The sequence below is a fragment of the Chelatococcus sp. GCM10030263 genome, assembly GCF_042666455.1.
Classification (GTDB): Bacteria; Pseudomonadota; Alphaproteobacteria; order Rhizobiales; family Beijerinckiaceae; genus Chelatococcus.
Genome location: NZ_JBHTDB010000016.1, coordinates 708,679 through 730,444, shown reverse-complemented (window position 1 = coordinate 730,444; position 21,766 = coordinate 708,679). Strand labels below are relative to the sequence as shown.

Annotated in this window: 22 protein-coding genes and 1 pseudogene; 12 read left to right on the top strand and 11 right to left on the bottom strand. The window is 63.6% G+C overall.

Annotated elements, in window-relative coordinates; all coding sequences use genetic code 11:
- Positions 1-20: 20 nt before the first annotated feature.
- From ACFQU1_RS25775 to ACFQU1_RS25760, 4 genes are all read left to right on the top strand, one after another.
- Positions 21-914 carry an ABC transporter permease gene (locus ACFQU1_RS25775; RefSeq protein WP_378138186.1) on the top strand — a complete coding sequence of 298 codons (894 nt, stop codon included), beginning with the start codon at positions 21-23 and terminating at the stop codon, positions 912-914.
- Positions 911-1,714, top strand: coding sequence for an ABC transporter permease (locus tag ACFQU1_RS25770; RefSeq protein ID WP_378138184.1), 804 nt, complete (start codon positions 911-913; stop codon positions 1,712-1,714). Before ACFQU1_RS25775 ends, ACFQU1_RS25770 begins: the two co-directional genes overlap by 4 nt.
- 121 nt (positions 1,715-1,835) lie before the next feature.
- Positions 1,836-2,501, top strand: a complete 666-nt coding sequence (locus tag ACFQU1_RS25765) for a GntR family transcriptional regulator (protein WP_378138182.1) — start codon at positions 1,836-1,838, stop codon at positions 2,499-2,501.
- A 33-nt stretch (positions 2,502-2,534) separates the two neighbouring features.
- On the top strand, positions 2,535-2,831 hold the full coding sequence (locus tag ACFQU1_RS25760; RefSeq protein WP_378138388.1) for an enolase C-terminal domain-like protein: 297 nt from the start codon (positions 2,535-2,537) through the stop codon (positions 2,829-2,831).
- 110 nt (positions 2,832-2,941) lie between these two features.
- Here the strand turns inward: ACFQU1_RS25760 and ACFQU1_RS25755 are convergent, their stop codons facing one another.
- The 8 genes and pseudogenes from ACFQU1_RS25755 to ACFQU1_RS25720 form a co-directional block, all read right to left on the bottom strand.
- Positions 2,942-4,336 carry an ATP-binding protein gene (locus ACFQU1_RS25755; RefSeq protein ID WP_378138180.1) on the bottom strand — a complete coding sequence of 465 codons (1,395 nt, stop codon included), beginning with the start codon at positions 4,334-4,336 and terminating at the stop codon, positions 2,942-2,944.
- Positions 4,336-5,061: a response regulator gene (locus ACFQU1_RS25750; RefSeq protein ID WP_378138178.1), complete on the bottom strand. Its 726-nt coding sequence runs from the start codon at positions 5,059-5,061 to the stop codon at positions 4,336-4,338. The genes ACFQU1_RS25755 and ACFQU1_RS25750 overlap by 1 nt, the downstream gene beginning before the upstream one ends.
- 570 nt (positions 5,062-5,631) lie before the next feature.
- A pseudogene (locus ACFQU1_RS25745) lies at positions 5,632-5,934 on the bottom strand (3-keto-5-aminohexanoate cleavage protein); the annotation flags it as partial.
- A gap of 9 nt (positions 5,935-5,943) precedes the next feature.
- Entirely contained in the window at positions 5,944-6,813 is an 870-nt protein-coding gene (locus ACFQU1_RS25740) for a fumarylacetoacetate hydrolase family protein (protein WP_378138176.1), read from the bottom strand.
- Positions 6,814-6,829: 16 nt separating this feature from the next.
- Positions 6,830-7,216, bottom strand: coding sequence for a nuclear transport factor 2 family protein (locus ACFQU1_RS25735; protein ID WP_378138174.1), 387 nt, complete (start codon positions 7,214-7,216; stop codon positions 6,830-6,832).
- A 61-nt stretch (positions 7,217-7,277) separates the two neighbouring features.
- Positions 7,278-8,576, bottom strand: coding sequence for a TRAP transporter large permease (locus tag ACFQU1_RS25730; protein WP_378138172.1), 1,299 nt, complete (start codon positions 8,574-8,576; stop codon positions 7,278-7,280).
- Positions 8,573-9,061: a TRAP transporter small permease gene (locus ACFQU1_RS25725; RefSeq protein WP_378138170.1), complete on the bottom strand. Its 489-nt coding sequence runs from the start codon at positions 9,059-9,061 to the stop codon at positions 8,573-8,575. The genes ACFQU1_RS25730 and ACFQU1_RS25725 overlap by 4 nt, the downstream gene beginning before the upstream one ends.
- 1 nt (position 9,062) lies before the next feature.
- Positions 9,063-10,094, bottom strand: coding sequence for a TRAP transporter substrate-binding protein (locus ACFQU1_RS25720; RefSeq protein ID WP_378138168.1), 1,032 nt, complete (start codon positions 10,092-10,094; stop codon positions 9,063-9,065).
- 277 nt (positions 10,095-10,371) lie between these two features.
- On the opposite strand from ACFQU1_RS25720, the gene ACFQU1_RS25715 reads away from it, so the two are divergent.
- Positions 10,372-12,006 carry an FAD-dependent monooxygenase gene (locus ACFQU1_RS25715; protein ID WP_378138166.1) on the top strand — a complete coding sequence of 545 codons (1,635 nt, stop codon included), beginning with the start codon at positions 10,372-10,374 and terminating at the stop codon, positions 12,004-12,006.
- A 6-nt stretch (positions 12,007-12,012) separates the two neighbouring features.
- Here ACFQU1_RS25715 and ACFQU1_RS25710 read toward each other — a convergent pair whose 3' ends face one another.
- Positions 12,013-12,927: a LysR substrate-binding domain-containing protein gene (locus ACFQU1_RS25710; protein ID WP_378138164.1), complete on the bottom strand. Its 915-nt coding sequence runs from the start codon at positions 12,925-12,927 to the stop codon at positions 12,013-12,015.
- 149 nt (positions 12,928-13,076) lie between these two features.
- Here ACFQU1_RS25710 and ACFQU1_RS25705 point away from each other — a divergent pair, with 149 nt between their 5' ends.
- On the top strand, positions 13,077-13,877 hold the full coding sequence (locus ACFQU1_RS25705; RefSeq protein WP_378138162.1) for a VOC family protein: 801 nt from the start codon (positions 13,077-13,079) through the stop codon (positions 13,875-13,877).
- A 271-nt stretch (positions 13,878-14,148) separates the two neighbouring features.
- On the opposite strand, the gene ACFQU1_RS25700 is transcribed toward ACFQU1_RS25705, so the two are convergent.
- Together ACFQU1_RS25700 and ACFQU1_RS25695 are read right to left on the bottom strand one after the other, a co-directional pair.
- Entirely contained in the window at positions 14,149-14,790 is a 642-nt protein-coding gene (locus ACFQU1_RS25700; protein WP_378138386.1) for an alpha/beta family hydrolase, read from the bottom strand.
- Between the two features lie 201 nt (positions 14,791-14,991).
- Positions 14,992-15,906: a LysR family transcriptional regulator gene (locus tag ACFQU1_RS25695; RefSeq protein ID WP_378138160.1), complete on the bottom strand. Its 915-nt coding sequence runs from the start codon at positions 15,904-15,906 to the stop codon at positions 14,992-14,994.
- Positions 15,907-16,003: 97 nt separating this feature from the next.
- Between ACFQU1_RS25695 and ACFQU1_RS25690 the strand changes: the two genes are divergently transcribed.
- The 6 genes from ACFQU1_RS25690 (at position 16,004) to ACFQU1_RS25665 (ending at position 21,761) form a co-directional block, all read left to right on the top strand.
- Complete coding sequence (locus tag ACFQU1_RS25690; RefSeq protein ID WP_378138158.1) at positions 16,004-16,957, top strand: NmrA/HSCARG family protein; 954 nt, start codon at positions 16,004-16,006, stop codon at positions 16,955-16,957.
- 347 nt (positions 16,958-17,304) lie between these two features.
- A complete protein-coding gene (locus ACFQU1_RS25685) occupies positions 17,305-18,897 on the top strand; it encodes an ATP-binding protein (protein WP_378138156.1) in 1,593 nt (530 codons plus the stop codon).
- Positions 18,897-19,544, top strand: coding sequence for a response regulator transcription factor (locus ACFQU1_RS25680; RefSeq protein ID WP_378138154.1), 648 nt, complete (start codon positions 18,897-18,899; stop codon positions 19,542-19,544). Before ACFQU1_RS25685 ends, ACFQU1_RS25680 begins: the two co-directional genes overlap by 1 nt.
- A 94-nt stretch (positions 19,545-19,638) precedes the next feature.
- Positions 19,639-20,007 (top strand): response regulator transcription factor, encoded by a 369-nt coding sequence (locus ACFQU1_RS25675; protein ID WP_378138152.1) that lies wholly within the window; start codon positions 19,639-19,641, stop codon positions 20,005-20,007.
- A 260-nt stretch (positions 20,008-20,267) separates the two neighbouring features.
- Positions 20,268-20,921: a hydrolase gene (locus tag ACFQU1_RS25670; protein ID WP_378138150.1), complete on the top strand. Its 654-nt coding sequence runs from the start codon at positions 20,268-20,270 to the stop codon at positions 20,919-20,921.
- A 3-nt stretch (positions 20,922-20,924) separates the two neighbouring features.
- Positions 20,925-21,761 (top strand): alpha/beta fold hydrolase, encoded by an 837-nt coding sequence (locus ACFQU1_RS25665; protein WP_378138148.1) that lies wholly within the window; start codon positions 20,925-20,927, stop codon positions 21,759-21,761.
- The last annotated feature ends 5 nt before the right edge of the window (positions 21,762-21,766 follow it).

The following is a 21,766-nucleotide window of genomic DNA, read 5'->3' as shown; positions in this document are numbered from 1 at the left end:
CGGAACGTGTGAGGACAGCGATGACGGACACTATGCTCGCACCGGCAGCTGGGCCCGCGGCCAGTGCGCCGGCACTCAAGCCCCGGCGCTCGACGAGCTTCCCGTGGCTGACGGTGCCCGCCGTCGCGTTCTATCTCGTCTTCTTCGGCTGGCCGCTCGTGCAGATGATGTGGCGCAGCATTTGGAACGACGGTTTCACGCTCGTTGGCTACCACGAGTTCTTCACCCAGGCGGTCTATTGGTGGGTGCTGGGCTATACTATGGTGATCGGCGTCGTGACCTTGGTGCTCACGCTCGCCATCGGCTATCCCGTCGCCTATTGGCTGGTGCGACTCAATCGCACCTGGACAGTGGTGCTCATGGCCTTCGTGCTGATCCCGTTTTGGAGCAGCGGGCTGGTGCGCACTTATGCCTGGATCGTCATTCTGGGCCGGCAGGGGCTTGTCAATACCACGCTCCTCAAGATGGGCGTGATCGACGAACCCTTCCCGTTCCTCGGCACGCATGTCGCGGTGATGGTGGGCCTCACCTATTATCTCCTGCCCTATATGATCCTGTGCCTGTTCAGCGTTATGAACAACATCGACCGCAACTTGATGCTGGCGGCGCGCAACCTCGGTGCCTCGCCGGCGCGCGCCTTCATGGCGGTGTTCGTACCTCTGACCAAACCCGGCGTCTTCGCCGGCAGCTTCCTGGTCTTCATGCTGGCGATCGGCATGTATATTACGCCAGCGCTGCTCGGCGGGCCGGAGCAGACGACACTGCCGCTCGTCATCGCGCTGCAGATCAACGAGGCGCTCGACTGGACGCTGGCTGCGGCCCTCTCGATGATCCTGCTCGCCGTGACCATCGTCATCCAGATCTTCGCCAATAGGCATGTGGATCTGGACCGCATGTGGGGAGGAGCCCGATGACGACGCGCAGCCTGTCGGCGGGGGACATCCTTCTCACCGCCTATTCTGTCACGGTTCTCGCGGTTCTCATGGCGCCCATCGTCATCATCGTGCTCGTCTCGTTCAGCCCGAGCGAGGTGATGGAATTCCCACCTTCGGGGTTCTCGCTACGCTGGTACGAAAAGTATTTCTCCGATCAGTTGTGGATGACGGCAACACATGTGAGCTTCCTCGTCGCCACCTTGACGGCGCTTCTCTCACTTGTCCTTGGCTTCATGGTATCGGTGGCTTTGGTGCGGAGCCGCTTTCCCGGCAAGAACATCCTGCGTATCTTCCTGATGAGCCCGCTCATTCTCCCGAAGATCATCATCGCCGTCGGGCTTTATTTCCTCTACGTGCGCATGCGCATTCTCGGCACCACCTTCAGCCTCGTTGCCGCGCATACGTTGATTGCCATGCCTTATGTCGTGATGATCTTGTCGGCGGCACTCTACGGTTTCGACCAGCGGCTCGAGTGGGCGGCGCGCAGCCTCGGCGCCTCGCCGCTCAGGACGCTTCGGTACGTCACCTTCCCGATGCTCCGGCCGGCAATCATGAGCGCTGCGCTCTTCGCCTTCATCGCCTCCTTCGACGATATCATTTTGAGCCTCTTCCTCACCAAGCTCTCGGCGCCCACGCTGCCGCGCCAGATCTGGGTCAATGTCCAGCAGATCATCGATCCGACCATCGCCGCCGTCTCGACCTTGATGACCTTCATTTCGGTCTTCGGCCTGTGGCTCGTGGCGTTGATCCAGAAGATGTCCACGCGTGCCACGCAATGACCGTCGACGCGTCGCTTAATGGTCTATCCGGTAGGATGGGCGGCAGAATCGCTTTCTGGTTGATCCGGCCGGGAGCGATCCGCCTCTATAACGACATATCGGCAGTGGAAAGCACGCGTTGATGAATGAAGAGACGGAACTCCTGCAGGCGGTGCAGCGCGAACCGGTGGTGAAGCACGTTCACCGGGAGCTTCGCCGCGCTATCCTGCAAGGCCGCTTTCCGCCGCAGTCGCGCTTGGTCGAGACCTCGCTCGCCCAACTCCTCAACGTGAGCCGCACGCCCGTGCGCGAGGCGATCTCGAAGCTCGAAAGCGAGGGGCTCGTGCGCCGGCTGCGCGGCGGCGGCGTCGTGGTAGAGGACACGAGCGGCAAATTGTCCGAAGTCATCATCCTGCGCCAAGGCCTCGAAGGCGCGGCCGTGCGGCTCGCCTGCCAGCGGGCGAGCGATGCGGACATTGCGGCGCTGGAGCAGGCCTGCGAGGAAGCGCGCGCTACCGTTCAGTCAAGCAGCGTCCAGACACGCTCGGCTCTGGACCGCGCCTTCCACATGCAGCTCGGAGAGATGTCGCAGAGCCCGCGCCTCGCCGGGCTGATCGAGGAGTTCTACGAATACTCCTACAGCGAGCTCGCGCCGGGCGGCAGCGCCGCCGACATCAACCTCCTGCAGACTCAACATATAGCCATCGCCCGCGCGCTCAAGGCCCGCGACGCGGTCGCTGCCGAACAGAGCGTGCGCGAGCATCTCGACACAGTCCTGCGCATCGTTCGCGGACGACTTGGGGATTAGCCGGCGTTACCCAAGTAGACGCGCCGCCCTTGGATACGGTGCCGATCGGCGGCCGAATATCGGCCCTTTCTCGATACCGGCGCTTTGGACGAGCTGCAGCCCGACATTGCGATCTGCGGCGCGCTCACCGGCGTCGGCCAGGTCGTGGTCTTGGCCGATTTGTACGACCGACCGCTGGTCCCGCATGGGCGGCATCATCATTTTCATGGCGGCGAAGCATCTGGTCGCTACCCTGCCGGAGAAACACGCCGGTGCGCCGTGCCATTCCCTATCTCGAATTCGATGCCGGTCCCAATCCGCTGCTCGATCTATGCGGCCGCCCGGTGCTGAATAGCGACGGCACGCTTTCGGTCCCCGGAACGCCGGGTCTAGGGGATCGACCCGAGCGGAGACGCCATGGAACGGCTCCTAGTCGACCATTCCGCCGTGACGCTCTGACGTCAGGCAGCGCTTAGCGGCAGGTGCAGCCGAGCGCAGAGGCCGCGCCGCGGGCCTTGGGTGTACACATCATGCAGGGTCAGTCGACCCCCGTGGATCTCCGCGGCCGACCGCGCGATGGCAAGGCCTAGCCCGAAGCTTGAGGTCTCGGCGGTCATGCTCCGTGCCGCGTCGCCACGCGCAAAGGGCTCCATCACGCTGGCCTTTTGCGCGTCGGCAATACCGGGGCCGTCGTCGATCACGTCAATTTCAACGGCGCCATCCGAGACTTTCGTCAGGCGCAGAACAGCGGCGCGCCCACCGTATTTCAGGGCATTTTCCACGAGATTAGTGACTGCGCGCTGGATCTCCTCCACACGCGCTTCGATCAGCAGATGATCCGGCCCCTCGTAGAACACTTTGCCGCCCATATCAGCGAAATCGTGGCAGAGCGTCTGCAACAGGCTCGCAAGATCCACGAGACTGCGACCGCGCTGGGCCGCGCCGCCGCGCAGATAGGCCAGGGCCGTATCGACCATGGCGCCCATCTGGGCGAGATCGCGCAGCATCGGCGTCCGCACCGTCTCGTCCTCGACGAATTCGGCGCGCAGCCGCAGCCGGGTGATCGGCGTGCGAAGATCGTGGCTCACCGCGGCGAGCATGCGCGTGCGGTCCTCGACGAGCTTGCATATCCGGTCCTGCATACGGTTGAGAGCCCGTGCAGTCGCCTTCATTTCCGCGGGCCCTTCCTCGCTCAGCGGCGCCGGATCCCGGTCGAGCGAAAAGGCCTCCGCCGCGCGCGCGAGCCCGGCGAGCGGCTCCATGATGCCGCGCGTGGCCCACCAGAGGAGCGCCGTGAGGATGAGCGTGATCAAGACAAGGGTTCCGATCAGCACGGCCCAAGGGCGTAGCAGGCGCGGCGCTCCGAAACTCGGAATGACGCCGGTGACGGCTGAGCGGTCCCCCAGCCTGACGGAGATTTCGTGCCCCTTCTGCGGGCCGCTGCCAACGGTCGGTGCCGTGGCAACCAACACCGGCGTAAGCTCCGGGCCGAGTGCACGGCGCAGATGGTCGAGGCCGTCGTTTCCGGTCGCGATCGCTGGCGAGGTAGGGCGGGCATCCGCCAGCGCAGCATCTGAGGGATGGAGCGTAAGCGCCAAGCTCGGATGAGTCTCGCGGATCGCCGCCACGATCTCGGGCCGGTCGGCCGGCGGAAGTCGGTCGAGCAGGCGCACGAAATCGGCGAAGCGATCGATCACGGCGGGAGGGGGGCGATCGGGCCGCGCAGGCAGATCGGTGGTCAGCCGGATGGCGAGAAGCGTGATGACATGGAAGACGACGACACTGCTGACGACGAGCAGGATGATCTGCCCGGCAATGTGCCGCGGTCCGAAGGACGACATAAAACGCCAGGTCATCAGTGGCGCTCTATGGTCGGGGTGAAGAGATAGCCGCCGGAGCGGATCGTCTTGACCAACCGCGGCTCCTTCGGATCGTCCTCGATCTTCTGGCGCAGACGGGAGACCAGAACATCGATCGAGCGCTCATAAGGCCCGGCGATGCGGCCTTGCGTCAATTCGAGGAGCTGATCGCGCGAGAGCACCTGCCCGGGTCGTTGACAGAAGATGTGGAGGAGGTCGAATTCCGCCGCCGTCACCGGGACTCTTGCGTGCACCGGATTGAACAACTCGCGCAGTCTGACGTCCAACTCCCATCCGCAGAAGGCGAGAATTCTCGTGGTTTCGACCGGGTCGGGACGTTCCACCGTACGGCGCCGTAGAACCGCCTTGATCCGGGCGAGCAGCTCCCTTGGATTGAAGGGCTTCGGTAGATAGTCGTCTGCGCCCATTTCGAGGCCGAGAATGCGATCGATCTCCTCCCCCCTCGCGGTCAACATCACGATCGGAAGAGGCGAATTGTTCCCTCGAAGGCGCCGACAGATGTCGAGGCCGTCCTCTCCCGGCAAATTGAGATCGAGCACGAGCAGGTCGACACTGCCCTCGGCAAGCGCACGATCCATCTCGCGACTGTTCTCAGCAGTCGTGACCCGGATGTCGTTGCCACGCAGGTAGCGAGCGACGAGCTGAGCGATGTCGCGGTCATCTTCGACGATGAGCACATGGGGAGACGGAGCGATGATCATGCGGCTGAAGACATCAATATGGAGGCGCGTGCGGAGTCAATGAGCTCTGTTTTTCCATTCAACGAGAGGAGAACACGGGTTGGGCAACGGGGTTGAACGACCGGTGACGGGATCGCGATAAGTTCCGGGCTGACAATCGTGGCCCGGCACCAAAGCCCAGAGAAGCCGGCGGCCGCCGTCAGGAGTGGCCGGCGCCCATATCAGCCCATAAAGCGGCAAAAGAATGCCGAGCACGATGAACACCGCGACGGCGATATTATACATACGTTGGGAGCCGCCGTTGCTCCGGCACGGGAGCTCGGCGGAGGGCGGACAGCCTTGGCCTGTTCTGGTATGCCGTGTGCATCTTGGACGAAAGAGCATCTGAAGTCTTCGGATAGGGACAAGACTTGCATTCTTGGCCGCTATTCCGGGCTCAATCCGGGCAGATACGTTACGGACTGTTTCTCGACGGAGTTGATTTGTAACTGCCGCGACTTATGGGGATGCCAAGCTTTTGTCGACACGCGTACAGCCTTCCTGCTCGTATCGATGGCTGTCCCCCAGCCGCTTGATGAGAAGCAACTGTTCCGCCTCGAGGCGTTCATCCATGCTCATATTGAGCCCGCCGCCGGTCGTGATGTTGACGATGGCATCGGTCGCCTGCTTGATGCGCGGCAGGAACTGCATGAAAACGTCGACGGCGGGTGTCGGGCGACCGTCCTTCGGATCGCGCGCGTGCAGGTGCAGGATGGCCGCTCCGGCTTCGGCCGCCGCGATGGACTGCGCCGCGATATCCTCGGGCCGGTAGGGTAGCGCCTCCGACATCGACGGCGTGTGGATGCCGCCCGTTATCGCGCAGGTGATGATGACCTTGCCTTGCTGTGCGTCCATGATCCGTCCTCAGCTTTCGGCCACCACACGGTTTTCGATATGACCGAGGCCTGCGATCTCGACGCGCATGACGTCTCCGGGCTTGAGGAATACCGGCGGGTTGCGTGCCACGCCGACGCCGGCCGGTGTTCCGGTGGCGAGAATGTCCCCGGGCTTCAGGGTCATGACTTGTGAGAGATAGGAAATCTGCTCCCAGATATTATAGATGAGCTGGCTCGTGTTGGCCGCCTGACGCTGCTCGCCGTTGACGAACATGCGGATATCGAGGGCATGGGGGTCGCCGACCTCTTCGGACAGCGTGAGCCAGGGACCGATGGGGCCATGCGTGTCGAAGGATTTTCCGAGCGTCATGGTCCCCGTGCGCATCTGCCAGTCGCGGGCCGAGACGTCGTTCGCGATCATGTAGCCGCCGATGACCGCCGGGGCCTCTTCGGGCGAGATGTAGCGGCAGGCCCGGCCGATAACCACGGCGAGCTCCGCCTCGTAATCGGTCTTTTCCGACACTTTCGGCAGGATTACATCGTCGAACGGGCCGTTGATGCACGATATCTGCTTGTTGAACCAGAGCTGCCATGGCGGCACCTCCACGCCAAGTCTCTTCGCCTCGGCGCCGTGATCGGAATAGTTCATGCCGATGGCGAGATATTTCTCAGGGGAGGGCACCGGGGCGTGCAACCGCACCTCGGCGAGCGCGCGGCGACCCGGGGCATCGGCCCCGATGGAGCGATAGACGGGAAGGGCCCGCTCGCCGGCTGCGAGAAAGCCGACGACGTCGCCCGGCAGGTCTGGCGCGGCAACCGAAAGATCGACGACCGTGTCGCCGATCACCTTTCCAAGACGGCGTGCACCATCGTTCTGTGAGAATATCGCAAGCGGCATCCTGTTCTCCTATGGATCAAGCGGTCAGCGGTGCGTTGTGGCAGGTGCTCTGCAACCACCGGCCGCCGATGCGCAGCCACGTTTGCGTCGTCACCGCACGAATGTCGTGCGTTGCGCCGGTTTCCTTGACCACGACCTTCTGCGTCAGCGTGCCGACCATCACGGCGCAGTCGCCCCAGATCCGGATGTTGAGCGGACCGCGCTCCACGTCGCGAAACAGGTATTTGGTCCTGAAGCCCTCGAGATAACCGACCTTGTCGTCGATTTTTCCAGTGAGGTGGATATGCACCAGATCGTCCGTCAGCATCGCCGCGAGCGTCTCGGCGTCGCCGGCCATGAGCGCGGCGCACCGTCGCCGCTCCTCCTCCTCGAGCATCGAGACGCTGGAAGTCGCTTCGTGCATGCCCGCTCTCCTCAACTGACCAAAATGCTTCGTTCATGTTCGATGGGCGCGCGCGTGCCTCTCATCGCATCTGCCCGGGTAGCCACAGCGCAAGCTCCGGCCAGGCGATCATGAGGCACAGCAGGATGAAGGGCGCCGCAAGGAAGGGGATGATCCCGAGGCTGATCGTCTTGGTATCGAGATCGCGAACCGTGGCCCGGATGATGAAGATGTTCATTCCCAAGGGCGGGTGGATGAGGCCGATCTCTACCAGCACCACGAGCAGCACGCCGAACCAGACCGGGTCCCAGCCGAACGAGGTCACGAGCGGCAGGACGATCGGCACGGTGATCAGGATCATGCCGATGCCTTCGAGAATGCAGCCGAGCAGCACATAGACCGCGCAGACCGCGACGATGACCTCGACCGGACTGACGCTGCTGCGCCCCACGACCTCGATGACTGCTTGAGAGATGCCGGTCTGTACCACGAAATAGGAGAAGAGCATCGATGCCATTACGATGAACAGCAATCCGGCGACGTTTCGCACCGTCTCCATGAACACCGGTCCGATCTTTCTCCAGGAGAGCCGCCGCGTGAACGCCGCGATCACCAGCGAACCGAAGGCGCCGACTGCGGCCGCCTCGGTCGGGGTGAAGATGCCGCCATAGATGCCACCGAGCGTGACGATGAACAGGGCGCCGATGGGCCAGAGCCGGCCTGCGGTGCCTCTCGGGGCAGCCGGCGTCGGTGGGCTGACGGCGGCCGGGGCCGGCTGGAGGCGCACGACGACAACGACAACCGCCATATAGAGAACCGTGAGCAGAACTCCGGGAAGGAGCGCGGCGGCGAACAGCTTTGCCACCGACTGCTGCGCGATGATCGCGTAGATCATCAGGATGAGCGACGGAGGGATCAGAATGCCGAGCGTGCCCCCCGCGGCGACCACGCCCGCGGCCAGCCGCGGCGAATAGCCGGCATGGATCATCTCCGGGATCGAGACCCGGCTCATGGTGGCCGCAGTGGCGAGGGAAGAGCCGCATACCGCGCTGAACAGCGCCGAGGCGAGAAGCGCGGCCATGCCGAGCGACCCTCGCGTGCCGCGGAACAGGCCGTTGGCGGCCTGGAACAGATCCTTCGACAGCCCGGCGCTGGTGACGAGTGCGCCCATGAGGACGAAGAGCGGGAAGACGGACAAAGAATAGGCCGCCGAAAGTTCGAGCGGCACCGTGCCCATGAGGCTGCTCGCCTTGTCCCAACCGTCGATGGCGGCATAGCCTAGATAGCCGGTGAGGCCGATCGCGACGGCCACCGGCACGCGCACCAGCATGAGAACGATGAGCACGACCATGCCGATGAGGCCGATCGCGAGCGGCGTCATGCTCGCCCCTTGCCGGCGCCGATTTCGGCAACCATGCTGGTCGCGACGGTGAGCACCGAGGCTGCAAAGCAGAGGACGATCACGCTGTAGAGCCACCACAGCGGCACGCCGAGATCCGGCTTCACGTCTCCGAAGCGACGCGCATCCGCGAGCGGCTCGAGCACGGTCCAGGTGAGAAGGGCGAGAAAGGCGAGTGTCACCACCAGGCCGAAGAGCTTCAGCCCGTGCAACGTCTGCGGCGAGACGAAGCCGTCGATGATGTCGACTTGGATGGCTTCCTGCTTCAGGAACATTTCCGGCAGGCCGAGAAAGGCGACCAGAAGCACCGTGATTTCGACGATCTCCACCACGCCGTGGAGCGGCCATCCCAGCAGCGACCGCGAGGCGATATCGAAGCAGGTCGCCGCCATCATTACCGCCAGGGCTGCCCCCGACAACGCGGTCATGGCTCGGGCGAAGGCGGCGATGACCTCGGCGGGGCGCATCTCAACCGGCCTGCTGCACTGTCTCGGTAACACTCGCCAGCAGTTGGCGCGCCTTGAGGCCCTTCGCCTCCAGCGTCTTCACATATGCTTCCGTGATCGGATCGAGCGGCGCCTTGAAAGCGTGCGCTATTTCGGGCGGGATCGCGTGAATGGTCGCTCCCTGATCGAGCATGTATTGTCGTCCGACGGCAGTGGCTTGGTCATAGGCCGCCCCGATACGGGCCGCGGCTTCGACGCCCGTCGTCTCGTCGATCAGGCTGCGATGGGCTTCGGGCAGCGCCCTGTAACTCTTCTCGTTCATGACGAGCGCGAAGAAACCACTGGAATGGTTGAGATCGCTGACCTCGCGCACGGTCTCCCCGAGTTGGAAGGATTTGCCGCCCTCGTAATTGAACAGCGCCCCGTCGATGACGCCCTTGCCGATCGCATCCGCCACCTCCGCCGGAGACACCGTCGCCGGAGAGGCGCCCCAGGCGGTCAGATGGGCGGCGGCGAACTGCCCGTTTGGACGAATACGCAGCCCGCGTAGATCATCGGGTGCCGCAATGCGCTTGTCGCGCATGAAGAAGCCGGTAATCCGCGTGCAGATGCCGCAGAGCAGGCGCGTGCCGGCATATTCCTCGGCGAGCGCGGGAAGTTGCCTCGTCACGATGACCGAACACGCCGAATCGGTCAGCGGCGTCAGGTTCTCGCCCTTCGAGAATAGAAAGGGCGCCATGAACAGATCCGACAGCGGAAATCGTCCCGCCGAGAGCGAAGGCAGCACGAAGGCCATGTCCGCGAGCCCCGTGCGCACGAGATCGAACTGCCGCGGAGCCGGCCCCATCTGCCCGGCCGGAAAGATTTCGATGTCGAGCTCGCCGTTGGTCTTTGCCCTGAGGTTGTCCGTCCAGTGGACGAGGTCGAGATGCGTCTGGTGCTGTGGCGGCAGATAATGGCTGAGCTTGAGCTTGCGTGTCGCGGCCAGCCCGATCGAGGGAGCGGCGAGCACTGCCGCCGATGCAGCGAGGAACTGCCTGCGATCGATAGTCATCATCCCCTCCCGCCCATTTTCGTTGAGCCCGGCAGCCGTGTGACAAGCCCGCGGTCGGCGGACGCGCTTCTTCGGCCGGTGGCGGATCACTTCCGGATCCTGGACCACCATACCGCTCCATCCGACGGTAAGATGATGCCAGATTCAATCCGCCGATACCTGGCGCGCAGCACCGGCGATGCTGTGCGGGTATCTAAGGGTGTGATTTGCCATCTGCCCTCCGCCCCGTCCGCGCGCTTTGACGGCTGCAGACGCAGTTTTCGGGGCGCGATGGGCGATGAGCGATCGGAATTTTGACGCAGAGGTGCTGATCGTCGGTGCCGGCCCGTCCGGGCTGTCGGCCGCAATCGAGCTCGGGATGCGCGGCGTGTCGTGCCTCGTGGTGGAACGGAGCGACCGCGTCGGCCATGCGCCTCGCGCCAAGACGACGCATGCCCGCAGCCGCGAGCACATGCGCCGCTGGGGCATTGCCGAAAAGCTCGCGGGGGCGTCCCCGTTCGGCGTCGACTATCCCGCCAACGTCCACTTCGTCACGAGACTTGGCGGCCGACCGATCGCGCGTTTCGACGGCGCGCTCGCCTGCGCGCCGGACCGCGACCCCCGTTACGCGGAACATGGACAGTGGATCCCGCAATACCGGCTGGAAGCGGTTCTGAAAGATCATGCTGCGAGCCTGCCGACCGTGCGCCTCGCCTTCGGCACGGAGTTCCTCGGCTTGACCCAGGACGACAGGTCGATCACCGCCACGGTCCGCCACCTGCAAGCCGGCCCCGCGCGAACGCTCACCGCCCGCTATCTCGTCGGTGCTGACGGCCCGCGCAGCCGCGTGCGCGACGAGATCGGAAGCCGAATGGAGGGAACGGCCTTCCTGTCCCGGAACTACAACATCGTCTTTCGCGCGCCTGGCCTTGCCGAGCGCCATCCGCACGGGCCCGGCATCATGTTCTGGCAGATCAACACCGAGGTGCCGAGCGTCATCGGTCCAATGGACCGGGATGATCTGTGGTACTTCGCCCCGACCCAGGTGCCGGAGGGCGTCACCTATTCGAAGGGGGAAGCCGCCGACCTGATCCGGCGCGCGACGGGCATCGATCTGCCCTACGAGGTCCTCAGCCATGACGAGTGGGTGGCGAGCCGGCTGCTCGCCGACAGCTACCGGAGCGGGCGCGCGTTCCTCATCGGCGATGCCTGCCACCTTCATCCTCCCTTCGGAGGATACGGCATGAATCTCGGTATCAGCGACGGCGTCGACATCGGCTGGAAGCTCGCGGCGGTGCTTCGGGGATGGGGCGGTCCAGCGCTTCTCGACAGCTACCAGACCGAACGGCGCAGGGTCCACGAACTCGTGCTCGACGAGTCCGTAGCGAATCACGCGGTCCTGGCCAACCAGCTCGCCACCCCTGATATCGAGGACGACACGCCGGCCGGCGCGGCGGCCCGGACGAGGGCGGCCGCGCTCGTCGAACAGTACAAGCGAGCTGAATTCTACTCGCTCGGCATCGTCCTCGGCTATACCTACGCTCCCTCGGCGGTCATTCTGGACGACGGCACGCAGAGGGATTGGGCGCCCACGCGTGACTATGTTCCGGCCGCCATCCCGGGCTGCCGCGCGCCGCATGTCTGGCTCAACGGAGCCACCTCCATCTTCGACCTTTTCGGGCCAGGGTTCACGCTGCTCGTCCTCGGCCAGCCGGGTGAGGATGAACGCCGCGCCGAGCAGGAGGCGGCGGCAGCAGGAATCCCGCTGAAGGTGCTCGCGATGGATGAAGGGCTCCGGCCGCTTTACGGGGCCTCACGGCTGCTCATCCGGCCCGATCAGCACGTTTCCTGGCGCGGCGCGCGTTGGCCGTCCGGCGCCCGCTCGATCCTGTCGCGGGTAACGGGGCACGAGAGCGGGCCGGATACTGTCTGAGCCCCCTCAACCCCTGCGCCGGCGCGCAGCATAGTGCTCGCCGGCGCGGCGCATCATGTCGCACAAATACTCGGCGACAGGCGTGAGCGGCAGATGGGCGCAGCGGACGATGCAGATGGGGGCCGCGTCGAGCTCTACCTCGAGCGGCAGCACGTCGAAGAATTCGGCGAGCTTGGAAGACTCCACCAGCTGCTCGGCGGCGATCATCAACACGTCGGTGTTCGCCACCGTGAGGAGCGAATGAAGGGCGCTCGCCTGCATGATAATGCGCGGCGGTGGCAGGCCGAGGAGCTCGAAATGGCGGTGGAAGTCGGCCTCGCTGTGCTGTACGGACAGTGCCGGACGGATCCACTTCTCCCCGGCGAGTTCGGCGAGCGTGGTTGCCTTGGCGTGGAGATGCCCCTTGCGGGCGATGACGACGCGCCGGTTGTCGAAGAGTTTTTCGACGCTCAGCCGAGCCGGCCCAAGCTTGGTATCGAACGGCCCTACGTAGAAATCGATCTGGCCGTCGAGGACTTCGGCCTCGACCGGCTGGAACATGCTTTCCTTGACCTTGACCAAGGTGTCGGGATGGCGCTTGCGGAAGGCCACGACCGCGGCCGGGAAGAGCGCAAGACTTGCCGCCGTTGACATGGCGATCGAGACTTCCCCACCACCACCGCCGAGCATCTGCCCGATTTCCTCCTTGGCCCGGCGAAGCTCGGCCATGGCTGTCTGGCCGCGGCGGACGAAGACCTGCCCGACCGGGGTCAGACGGACCCCCTTCGCATGCCTCTCGAAGAGCTGGGCGCCGAGCTCGCTCTCGATTTCGCGGATGCTGCGGGTGATCGCGGGCTGCGCGATTCCAAGAAGCCGGCTGGCGGCTCGAAGACTGCCGACTTCGGCGACGGTGAGCACGTTTCTGAGGTGATGATGCTTCATTTTCCCCCCAATACCGCGCCGGCCATACGCTGCCGATCCGTTGCGGCTGGCCTTGGACGCGCCGAGCCACCATACCGACATCATCGACGACGCACGCAAGCCCATGCAGCATCACGCGCCGCAGGCGCTACATTGCAGGCATCGACAGATTGAAACTGGCATCATCCTGCCGTTCAGCCGCGCACTTTATGGTAGATCGTCCTGAAGCGTCGCGACTACGCTTCGGCCTCCTGTGTGGCGGCCGGCGCGGCCGCGACAGCTGCGGGTTTTCCGGCCGGCCCCATCGACACTACGCAAAAGCAAACATCGCAGTCACAACATTCGAGGGAGGAGAAGAGATGAGCTCAAGCACTCCGGAGGCATCCGACGAGGTGAGGCGGCCGGTGCTGCACCACGTGACCTTCAGGACAGGCCGACTTCAGGAGATGATCGATTGGTACGGCAACCTCGTCGGCGTGAGGCCGTTGTTCCAGTTCGAAGGTGGGGCATGGCTCACCAACGACGCGGCCAACCACCGCATCGCCTTCCTCTTCGCGCCCGAGATCGCCGACGATCCGGATCTGCGCATCCACAGCGGGATGCATCATTCGGCCTTTGAATACGTTCACCTCGACGATTTGTTGCTGACGTGGGAGCGGCTGGACAAGCAGGGGATCAAGCCACATTTCGCCGTGGATCACGGACTGACGACCTCGATCTACTATGTCGATCCGGACGGCAATTCGGTCGAGCTGCAGGCGGACAATTTCGGCGACTGGGCTGCATCGTCCGAATTCATGCGCAGTTCTCCATATTTCGCAAAGAACCCGATCGGCCAGCCGGTCGACCCGTGCAAGATGCTCGAGGCGCGTCGCGCCGGAATGGACGCAAAAGAGGTTCAGCGCCGCGCCTATGCCGGGGAGTTCCCGCCCGAGGAGGAATACGACGTCCGCTTCGGCAAGGCGGCCTGAGGCGCGCCAAGCAACGACAAGCTCGGCATTCCCAACGAATTGCTCAACGTCGACGCGGCGCGATTTCCATCGGGCATCCTTACGGCATGTCCGGAGCGCGTATGGGGCACGGTGCCAAGCCCGCCCTTGTCTCCGAGCGGCTGCCACTGCTCAAGCGGCTGCCCTGAAGCGATTGCCGCGCTGCCAGCGCGGCAAGACGCCTGTCGAACGAGCACCTGCAGGCATCCGTTGATGCCGTTGAGGTTGGTGGCGGCAATCATCATCATTCGCCTCAGCCAGCAATCCGATCTGCCCAGGCCGAAACCGCTTCCGCCATTGTCTTGAGGTGGTCTGCAGGCGAAAACCCAGACATACTCTTGCGCGGCTTCAGATCGTGATCGCCGTCCTCGAGCCACAGCATCTCGATGGCCGGGGAGAGGGTGTAGGCGGAGACCTCCTCCCGCGTGCCGAACGCGTCGCGCGTGCCCTGCACGATCAGCGTCGGCGTCTTTAGATCGGCAAGATGGCGGGTCCGCACCTGCTCCGGCTTCGCCGGTGGATGAAAGGGATAGCCGAGGCACAGCAGGCCACGGATCCGTCCGGCGGCAAAAAGTTCGTCGGCGACCATGCTGGCCACACGGCCGCCCATCGACTTGCCGCCGATGATGAGCGGCCCCTCCGCGTCGAGCGCATCAAGAGCGGCGATGTATTCGGGATTGAGTTTCTCCGCCCGCGGAGGCGGCTTGCGGCCTGCTCCCGTCCGCCGGCTGGCCATATAGCTGAATTCGAACCGAGCCACGCGAAAGCCCGCTCCCGCCAAGGCCTTCGTGGTCGCAGTCATCGATGGCGAGTCCATTGGTGCGCCGGCACCATGCGCCAAGAGGACCGTGCATTTCGCCGGTTCGGCACCGTCGAATAGAAACGCCAACACCACCTCCCGAGCCCCCGCCGAAATCTTGTTCGACAACACCTGTATTAGGGACGAAGCCCAAATAGGATGTCCAGAAATATGACAATTGAACGCGCGGTCCTTCCCCGCGGAATCAGGTAGCAAAAGCCACCAAAGGACGGCGGGTTTCGGCCCCATATCGGCCATAGGACTTCGCCGGTTCAGTCGCCGGATGCGGACATACCACTACCCAATACCGGGCAATGCCTTGAGGGCGTCGCTTACCGTGTCGATCAGCGAGCGGATACGTTTGATGCGCGCGCGGCCGGGTACAATGAGGATGGATAGCGGGACTGGCTCTGGCGCGTAGTCTGGTAATACCTGCTCCACCGCCCCGGACTGCAGAAGGTCGTCCACCAACCAGACATGAGCGGGAGTGATGCCACGCCCCTGTATCAAGGCTTCCCGGGCGGCGAGGCCGTGATCAACCAGCAGCCGACCGTCGAACGGTATCGAGCAAGGCCGCCCCTCTTGCGGGTGGAGAACGAGCATGTCGCTTCCGACTACGTTGCTCATGCGGATCGTCTGATGGTGCCGCAAATCATCCGGCCCCTGCGGGCGTCCGTGCTCTTCCAGATAGGCGCGTGAAGCCACGAGCACCCGGCGTGAATTGCCGATGGGCTTGCGCTGCATGGAACTGTCGGCGAGCGGCCCCAATCTGATTGCAATATCCACCGCCTCGCGGACCAGATCAATTTGCACGTCGGACAGTCTGAGGTCGATGTTCACGTTTGGATGCTGATCCTGAAACTCGAACAAAACTCGCTGGACATGGCGCACCCCCAACGCGGCGGTGCAGGAAACCCGAATTTTTCCATCTAGGCGATCACCTGCGCTGCGAACGTCATCGGCGGCCTCGTCAACAAGGCGCAGGATAGTGCGCGCATTATCGACGTAATCCGTGCCCTCGGCCGTAAGCGTGACGCGCCGGGTGGTTCGACTGAGAAGGGTCACGCCAAGCGCGCCCTCCAGCTCTGTGATATGGCGGGTGATGGTTGCTTGGCCGACGCCCTGTTCGCGGGCCACGGCAGAAAAGCTGCCGCGCTCTGCAACGCGGACGAAGCTACGCATCCTCTCTAACGTGATCGCCGACTTATCCATTTTTTGGAACTACCCTATGCGTTCTCACCATCTACCGAATAACTCGCGCAATGAATAGCTTTCCGGCTAACCCACAAGCCAACCAATGGAGAGCGTGATGTCGCCGACCAACAAGCCCCTTATCACCATCGTCGGCGCATTGAGTAAGCAAGGTCGCAGCGCCGCACGATCCTTGCTGGAGAGGGGCAATTACCGCGTCCGGGCGCTGACTCGCCGCATAGACTCGGTGGAGGCGCAAAGCCTGGCGCATGACGGTGCGGAACTCATGAACGTGCCGTTAGAACTGGGGCAAAAACAGGCGATGGTGACGGCCTTTGAAGGCTCGCACGGCGCGTTCCTCATGACGCCTCCCATCGCGCCGCCAGATACGCATGAAGCAGCGCTTGGCAAGGAATTAGCCGATGCAGCCGTCGAGGCAGGCGTCCAGCATGTTGTCTTCAGCAGCTTGGAAAATGTCGATCAAATCACACACGGAGAAAAGTTCGCTCCACATTTCACCGATAAGGCAAGCATCGAGGATTATATCCGCACGCTCCCTGTACAAAGCTCCTTCATCATATTGGCCTTCTTTTATACTAATCTCCTTGAATACTACACGCCACGCATGAATGGCGACACCCTGATATTTCCGATCTATCTACCGGAAGATTTCCGGGCGCCTTTTGTCGATCCTATGAGTGCGACGGGGCCGGCAGTCCTGGAGATATTCTCCCATCCGGAGAAATATGCAGGCAAGTCCATGCCGGTCATCGGCGACATTATCTCGCCCCGGGAAATGGTCGCCACGTTCACCCGCGTCACGGGTCGGAAGGCTGCCTATAGCTCGGCTTACACCCGAGAAGGGTTGCTCCATCACTTCCCCGATTTTGCGGCGAACGAACTCCTGGTGCGCGAGCTATTGGGGATGGCCGAATATGCCACCGAATATGGCTATTATCGCCAGGATCGTGATCTCATGTGGAGTCGGAAAGTAAATCTGAACAGCCTCACATGGGAGCAATTTCTCCGATCGACCGGGTGGCAAGGGCAGGCCCAATCCTTCGGCGTGTGATTGCGAGATCGCAAAGGCCGCTTAATCTACCAATGCAGCCAAAAGCTGCCGGACCGCTAACCACCCCAACTTAGGCATATCCTGCGTGCGGGGCCAATCTCATTTGGTGGCTTTTGCTACCTAATGCCGCTTCCCCGCATGATCGCCGGTGACGATAGGGAGCTTTCGGGGTCTGATCGTCGGTGCCCTCACCGCGAACGACGTTTCACGCGATGCGAGGACGCCGTCCAACGACCTTAAGAGCGAGCCCCGCCACATCATTCGTCAGATTTGCCCTGATTTATGCTAACCAGTCAGCGGATCGGCGTGGCTCTTGGCCGGTCGTGCGTGGCGATGTGCGAGGTTTTGTGAGTTCATTCGAAACGGCGTCCGACGGGCTCTCGCCGTTGGCATCGCCGCCGACCGGATACCAGCTTCGACTGGCGGCAAGCCTGTGCGCGCTGCTGGTCGGTGCGCTGCTCGTGACCGCACCCTACGCGCACCGGCCCACCGCCAACACCGAGGCATTGCTGCCTGCCTACGCCGCGGCCGTGCTCGTCGTCGAGTTGCTTACCTCGGCGTTACTTATGGCCCTGTTCTACGTGCAACGGTCCGGGGCATTGCTGCTGCTCGCGCTGGGCTATCTTTTCTCTGGCGTGATGGCGGTGCCATGGGCTCTGACCTTCCCCGGCGTGTTCGATGCGCTCATGCTCGACGGTGCCTTACAAAGCACCGCTTCGATTGCCGCGATCAGGCGTTTGAGCTTTCCGCTTTTCGTAATCGCCTATGTGGTCCTGGCCGATCGCGAGTTCCCGCCAGGCACGGCGGGAAGGATCATCCTTTCCAGCATCGCCGGCGTCTTGGCCGTCGCGGCCATCGCCACGTGGCTCATCGTCCGGAATGACGATGCGCTGCCGCAATTCATGATCGATGCGCGCAACGTCAGCGGCTTGTGGCGTTTCGTGCCCGCCGCGGCCGTTGCGCTCTATTGCCTGGGCCTGACCGCGCTCGGCCTGCGCCGACGCACGATGCTCGACATCTGGCTTATGGTCGTGCTGTTCACGTTGCTGGTCGAGATCCTATTGATCTCCTACATCAGCGAGGGCGTCCGGCTGAGCGTCGGCTGGTGGGCGGGCCGATTCTACGGATTGGTCTCTGCCAGCCTGGTACTGCTCGTGCTGCTGTCGGAGGCAACCACGGTCCATGCTCGGCTGGCGCGCTCGGTATTAGCCGAACGCCGGGCTCGTCAAAACCGGCTGACCGCTATGGAAGCGCTTTCGGCCTCGATCGCGCACGAGGTCAACCAGCCGCTCGCCAGCATGGTCACCAACGCCTCGGCGGGGCTGCGCTGGCTTGAGCGCGATCAGCCCCATATCAGCGAGGCGAAGGCGGCACTCGGCCGCATCGTCACGGAAGGCCACCGTGCCAGTAAGGTCGTCACGAGCATCCGCACCATGTTTTTGAAGGGCGCCCAGGAGCGTGTGCCGCTCGATGTCAATAGTCTCATCAACGCCGTACTGACTCGATGCAGGGACGAGGCCAGGCTCGGCCGCATCTCGGTGTCGACCCGGTTGGACAGTGACTTGCCCCCGGTCATCGGCAATCCCGCGCAGCTGCAGCAGATGCTCACCAACCTCGTCGACAATGCCGTCGACGCCATGCGAGACACGGCGGAACCGCGCCTCCTGCGCATCACCTCGCAATGCCATGACTTCGGCGAGGTGCTCGTCGCTATCGCAGATAGCGGGACCGGTTTGGCGACGGTCGACAAGGATCGTATATTCGACCCGTTTTTCACGACCAAGCCGGATGGGATGGGAATGGGGCTGATGTTCTGCCGGACCACTGTCGAGGCTCATGGCGGGCGACTATGGGCGTCCGACAACTCGCCGCGTGGGGCCGTGTTCCAGTTCTCGCTGCCGGCCTCCGTAACGGTGCCAAAAAGTTCAGGATTGGCCTGATGAACGTGGAGAGTTCGATCGTCTTTGTGGTTGATGATGACCCAGCAATGCGGGTCTCGCTTGAGAGCTTGCTTCGCTCTGTCGGCCACTCGGTCATGCTCTTCGAATCGGCGCGCGACTTTCAGATGGCGCAACGCCCGGACCTGCCGGGCTGCCTGGTGCTGGATGTCAGGCTGCCGGGCCAAAGCGGGCTCGAATTCCAACGCGAGCTCGGCCGCACTGCCAATCCGCCGCCGATCGTCTTTATCACCGGCCATGGCGATGTGCCGATGTCGGTTGCCGCCATGAAAGCTGGTGCAGTCGAATTTCTGACCAAGCCATTCCGCGACCAGGACCTGCTCGACGGCGTGCACCGGGCAATCGAGCTCGATAGGCGCCGACGCGCTATGGCTGCCTCGCTGGCGGAGCTGCGCGAGCGCGCGGCGACGATGACGCCACGCGAGCGCGAGATCCTGCCGCTCGTCGCGGCCGGCCAGATGAACAAGCAGATCGCGCAAGCACTCCAGCTCAGCGAGGTCACCGTTAAGGTCCATCGCGCCCAGATGATGCAGAAGCTGCGGGCGAACTCGGTCGCCGACCTCGTGCGGATTGCGGATAGGCTCGTCGCCGCTGAGCCTGGGACTCAGGCGGACGACACCAGAGTATAATTGCACCCAACCGCCCGCTTTCCCATCCTCGATGCGTTCGAATCCGGATGTGGGTCACGGTCCCGCCGGATACGTTGAGGCTGGGCGAGAACGGATGCCTGCGAATCTCCTGATCGCGGTGGTCGATGACGACGACTCGGCCCGCGAGGCGATGGTCGACCTCGTCAACGCAATGGGCTTTACGGCCGTCGGCTTCGCCAGCGCTTCGGCCTTCCTCCGCTCCGCTCATTTCGCGGCCGTCTCCTGCCTGATTGCGGACGTGCGAATGTCAGTCATGGGCGGTGTTGAGCTCTGCCGCCATATGGCCGCCTCCGGAAACGCGGTTCCAGCAGTCCTAATCACCGCCTATCCCGACGAGACGACCAGATTGCAGGCGAAGACGCTTGGGATCGGCTCCTACCTGGCTAAGCCGTGCAATCCGGACGAGCTGCTGCGGGCCCTACACTCGGCACTTGCCGGGTAAAGTTCGGCGCGCGCGATTACCCCGAGGCACAAGATGCGGGATACCTCAGTGCAATTGTCCCGACCCATCGCTCGCTCGTAGAACCTCTCTACCGTTATGGGAGGTGCCGATGGACAAGAGCCAAAGCCCTGTGAATCCCACTCTTCCCACGCCTGCCACCCGCGCGCGCCCATGCGCCGGACCAGCCGGCGAAAGTGAGCGCCGCAACGGCCCGACATCTCGGACATTCGACTAACCGCCCATTCACCGGAGTCATTCACATGCCGACCGCTGCTCCTGTCCCCGGCAGAGCATTACTCTCGCCCACGGACCACACGCTGATCCTGATCGACTTCCAGTCGCAAATGTCCTTCGCGACCAAGTCGATCGATGCCGTCGTGCTACGCAACAATGCTGCGTTGATTTCCCATGCAGCGGCCGGCTTCGGCGTCTCAACCATCCTGACCACCGTCGCCGAAAAGAGCTTTTCGGGGCCGATGTTCGGCGAGATCACCGAGGCCTTCCCCGGTCAGGCGCTCCTCGACCGCACCTCGATGAACACCTGGGAGGACGCGGCCGTCATCGCCAAGGTCAACGAGATCGGCAAGCCGCGCATCGTGCTCGCCGGTCTCTGGACCGGCGTCTGCATCGTCGGCCCCGCCCTTTCTGCCCTCGAGCAGGGCTTCGAGGTCTACGTCATCGCCGACGCCTGCGGCGACGTCTCCGAGGAGGCGCACGAGCGAGCTATGGAGCGCATGGCCCAGGCCGGGGCTCGGCCGATGACCGCCCTTCAGTATCTCCTCGAGTTGCAGCGCGATTGGGCCCGCACCGAAACTTACGAGCTAACCACCGGCATCGCCAAGAAGTTCGGCGGCGCCTACGGGCTCGGCATCATCTACGCCAAGACCATGTTCGGCGCGCAGGAAGGTCACTGAGCGATGCCGACGATCACCACCAAGGACGGCGTTGAGATATTCTTCAAGGATTGGGGTCCGAAGGACGCCAAGCCGATCATGTTCCATCACGGTTGGCCGCTCAGCTCGGACGACTGGGATGCGCAGATGCTGTTCTTCCTGTCGAAGGGCTACCGTGTCGTCGCGCATGACCGCCGCGGGCATGGCCGCTCGGCGCAGATGAGCGAAGGTCACGACATGGACCATTATGCCGCCGATGCGGCGGCGGTGGTCGAGCATCTCGCGCTGAGGAACGCCGTCCATATCGGTCACTCCACTGGCGGCGGCGAGGTCGCACGCTATGTCGCCAGATTCGGCGAGCCGCAGGGCCGCGTGGCCAAGGCGGTGCTGGTCAGCGCCGTACCGCCCCTGATGCTGAAGACCGAATCCAACCCAGGTGGCCTGCCGATCGAGGTCTTCGACGGCCTGCGCGAGGCGCTCGCCGGCAACCGCGCCCAGTTCTTCCTCGACCTGCCGACCGGCCCCTTCTATGGCTTCAACCGGCCCGGTGCGAGCGTCCAACAGGGCGTGATCCAGAACTGGTGGCGTCAGGGCATGATCGGCGGCGCCAAGGCGCATTACGACGGCATCAAGGCCTTCTCAGAGACCGACCAGACCGAGGACCTGAAGGCAATCACCGTGCCGACGCTGGTGCTGCACGGCGACGACGACCAGATCGTGCCGATCGACGCTTCGGCCCGCCTTTCGGTCAAGCTCCTGAAAAACGGCAGGCTGAAAACCTACCCGGGCTTCCCGCACGGCATGCTGACCACCCATGCCGATGTGATCAATCCAGACCTGCTCGCTTTCATTGCGGGCTGATCGGC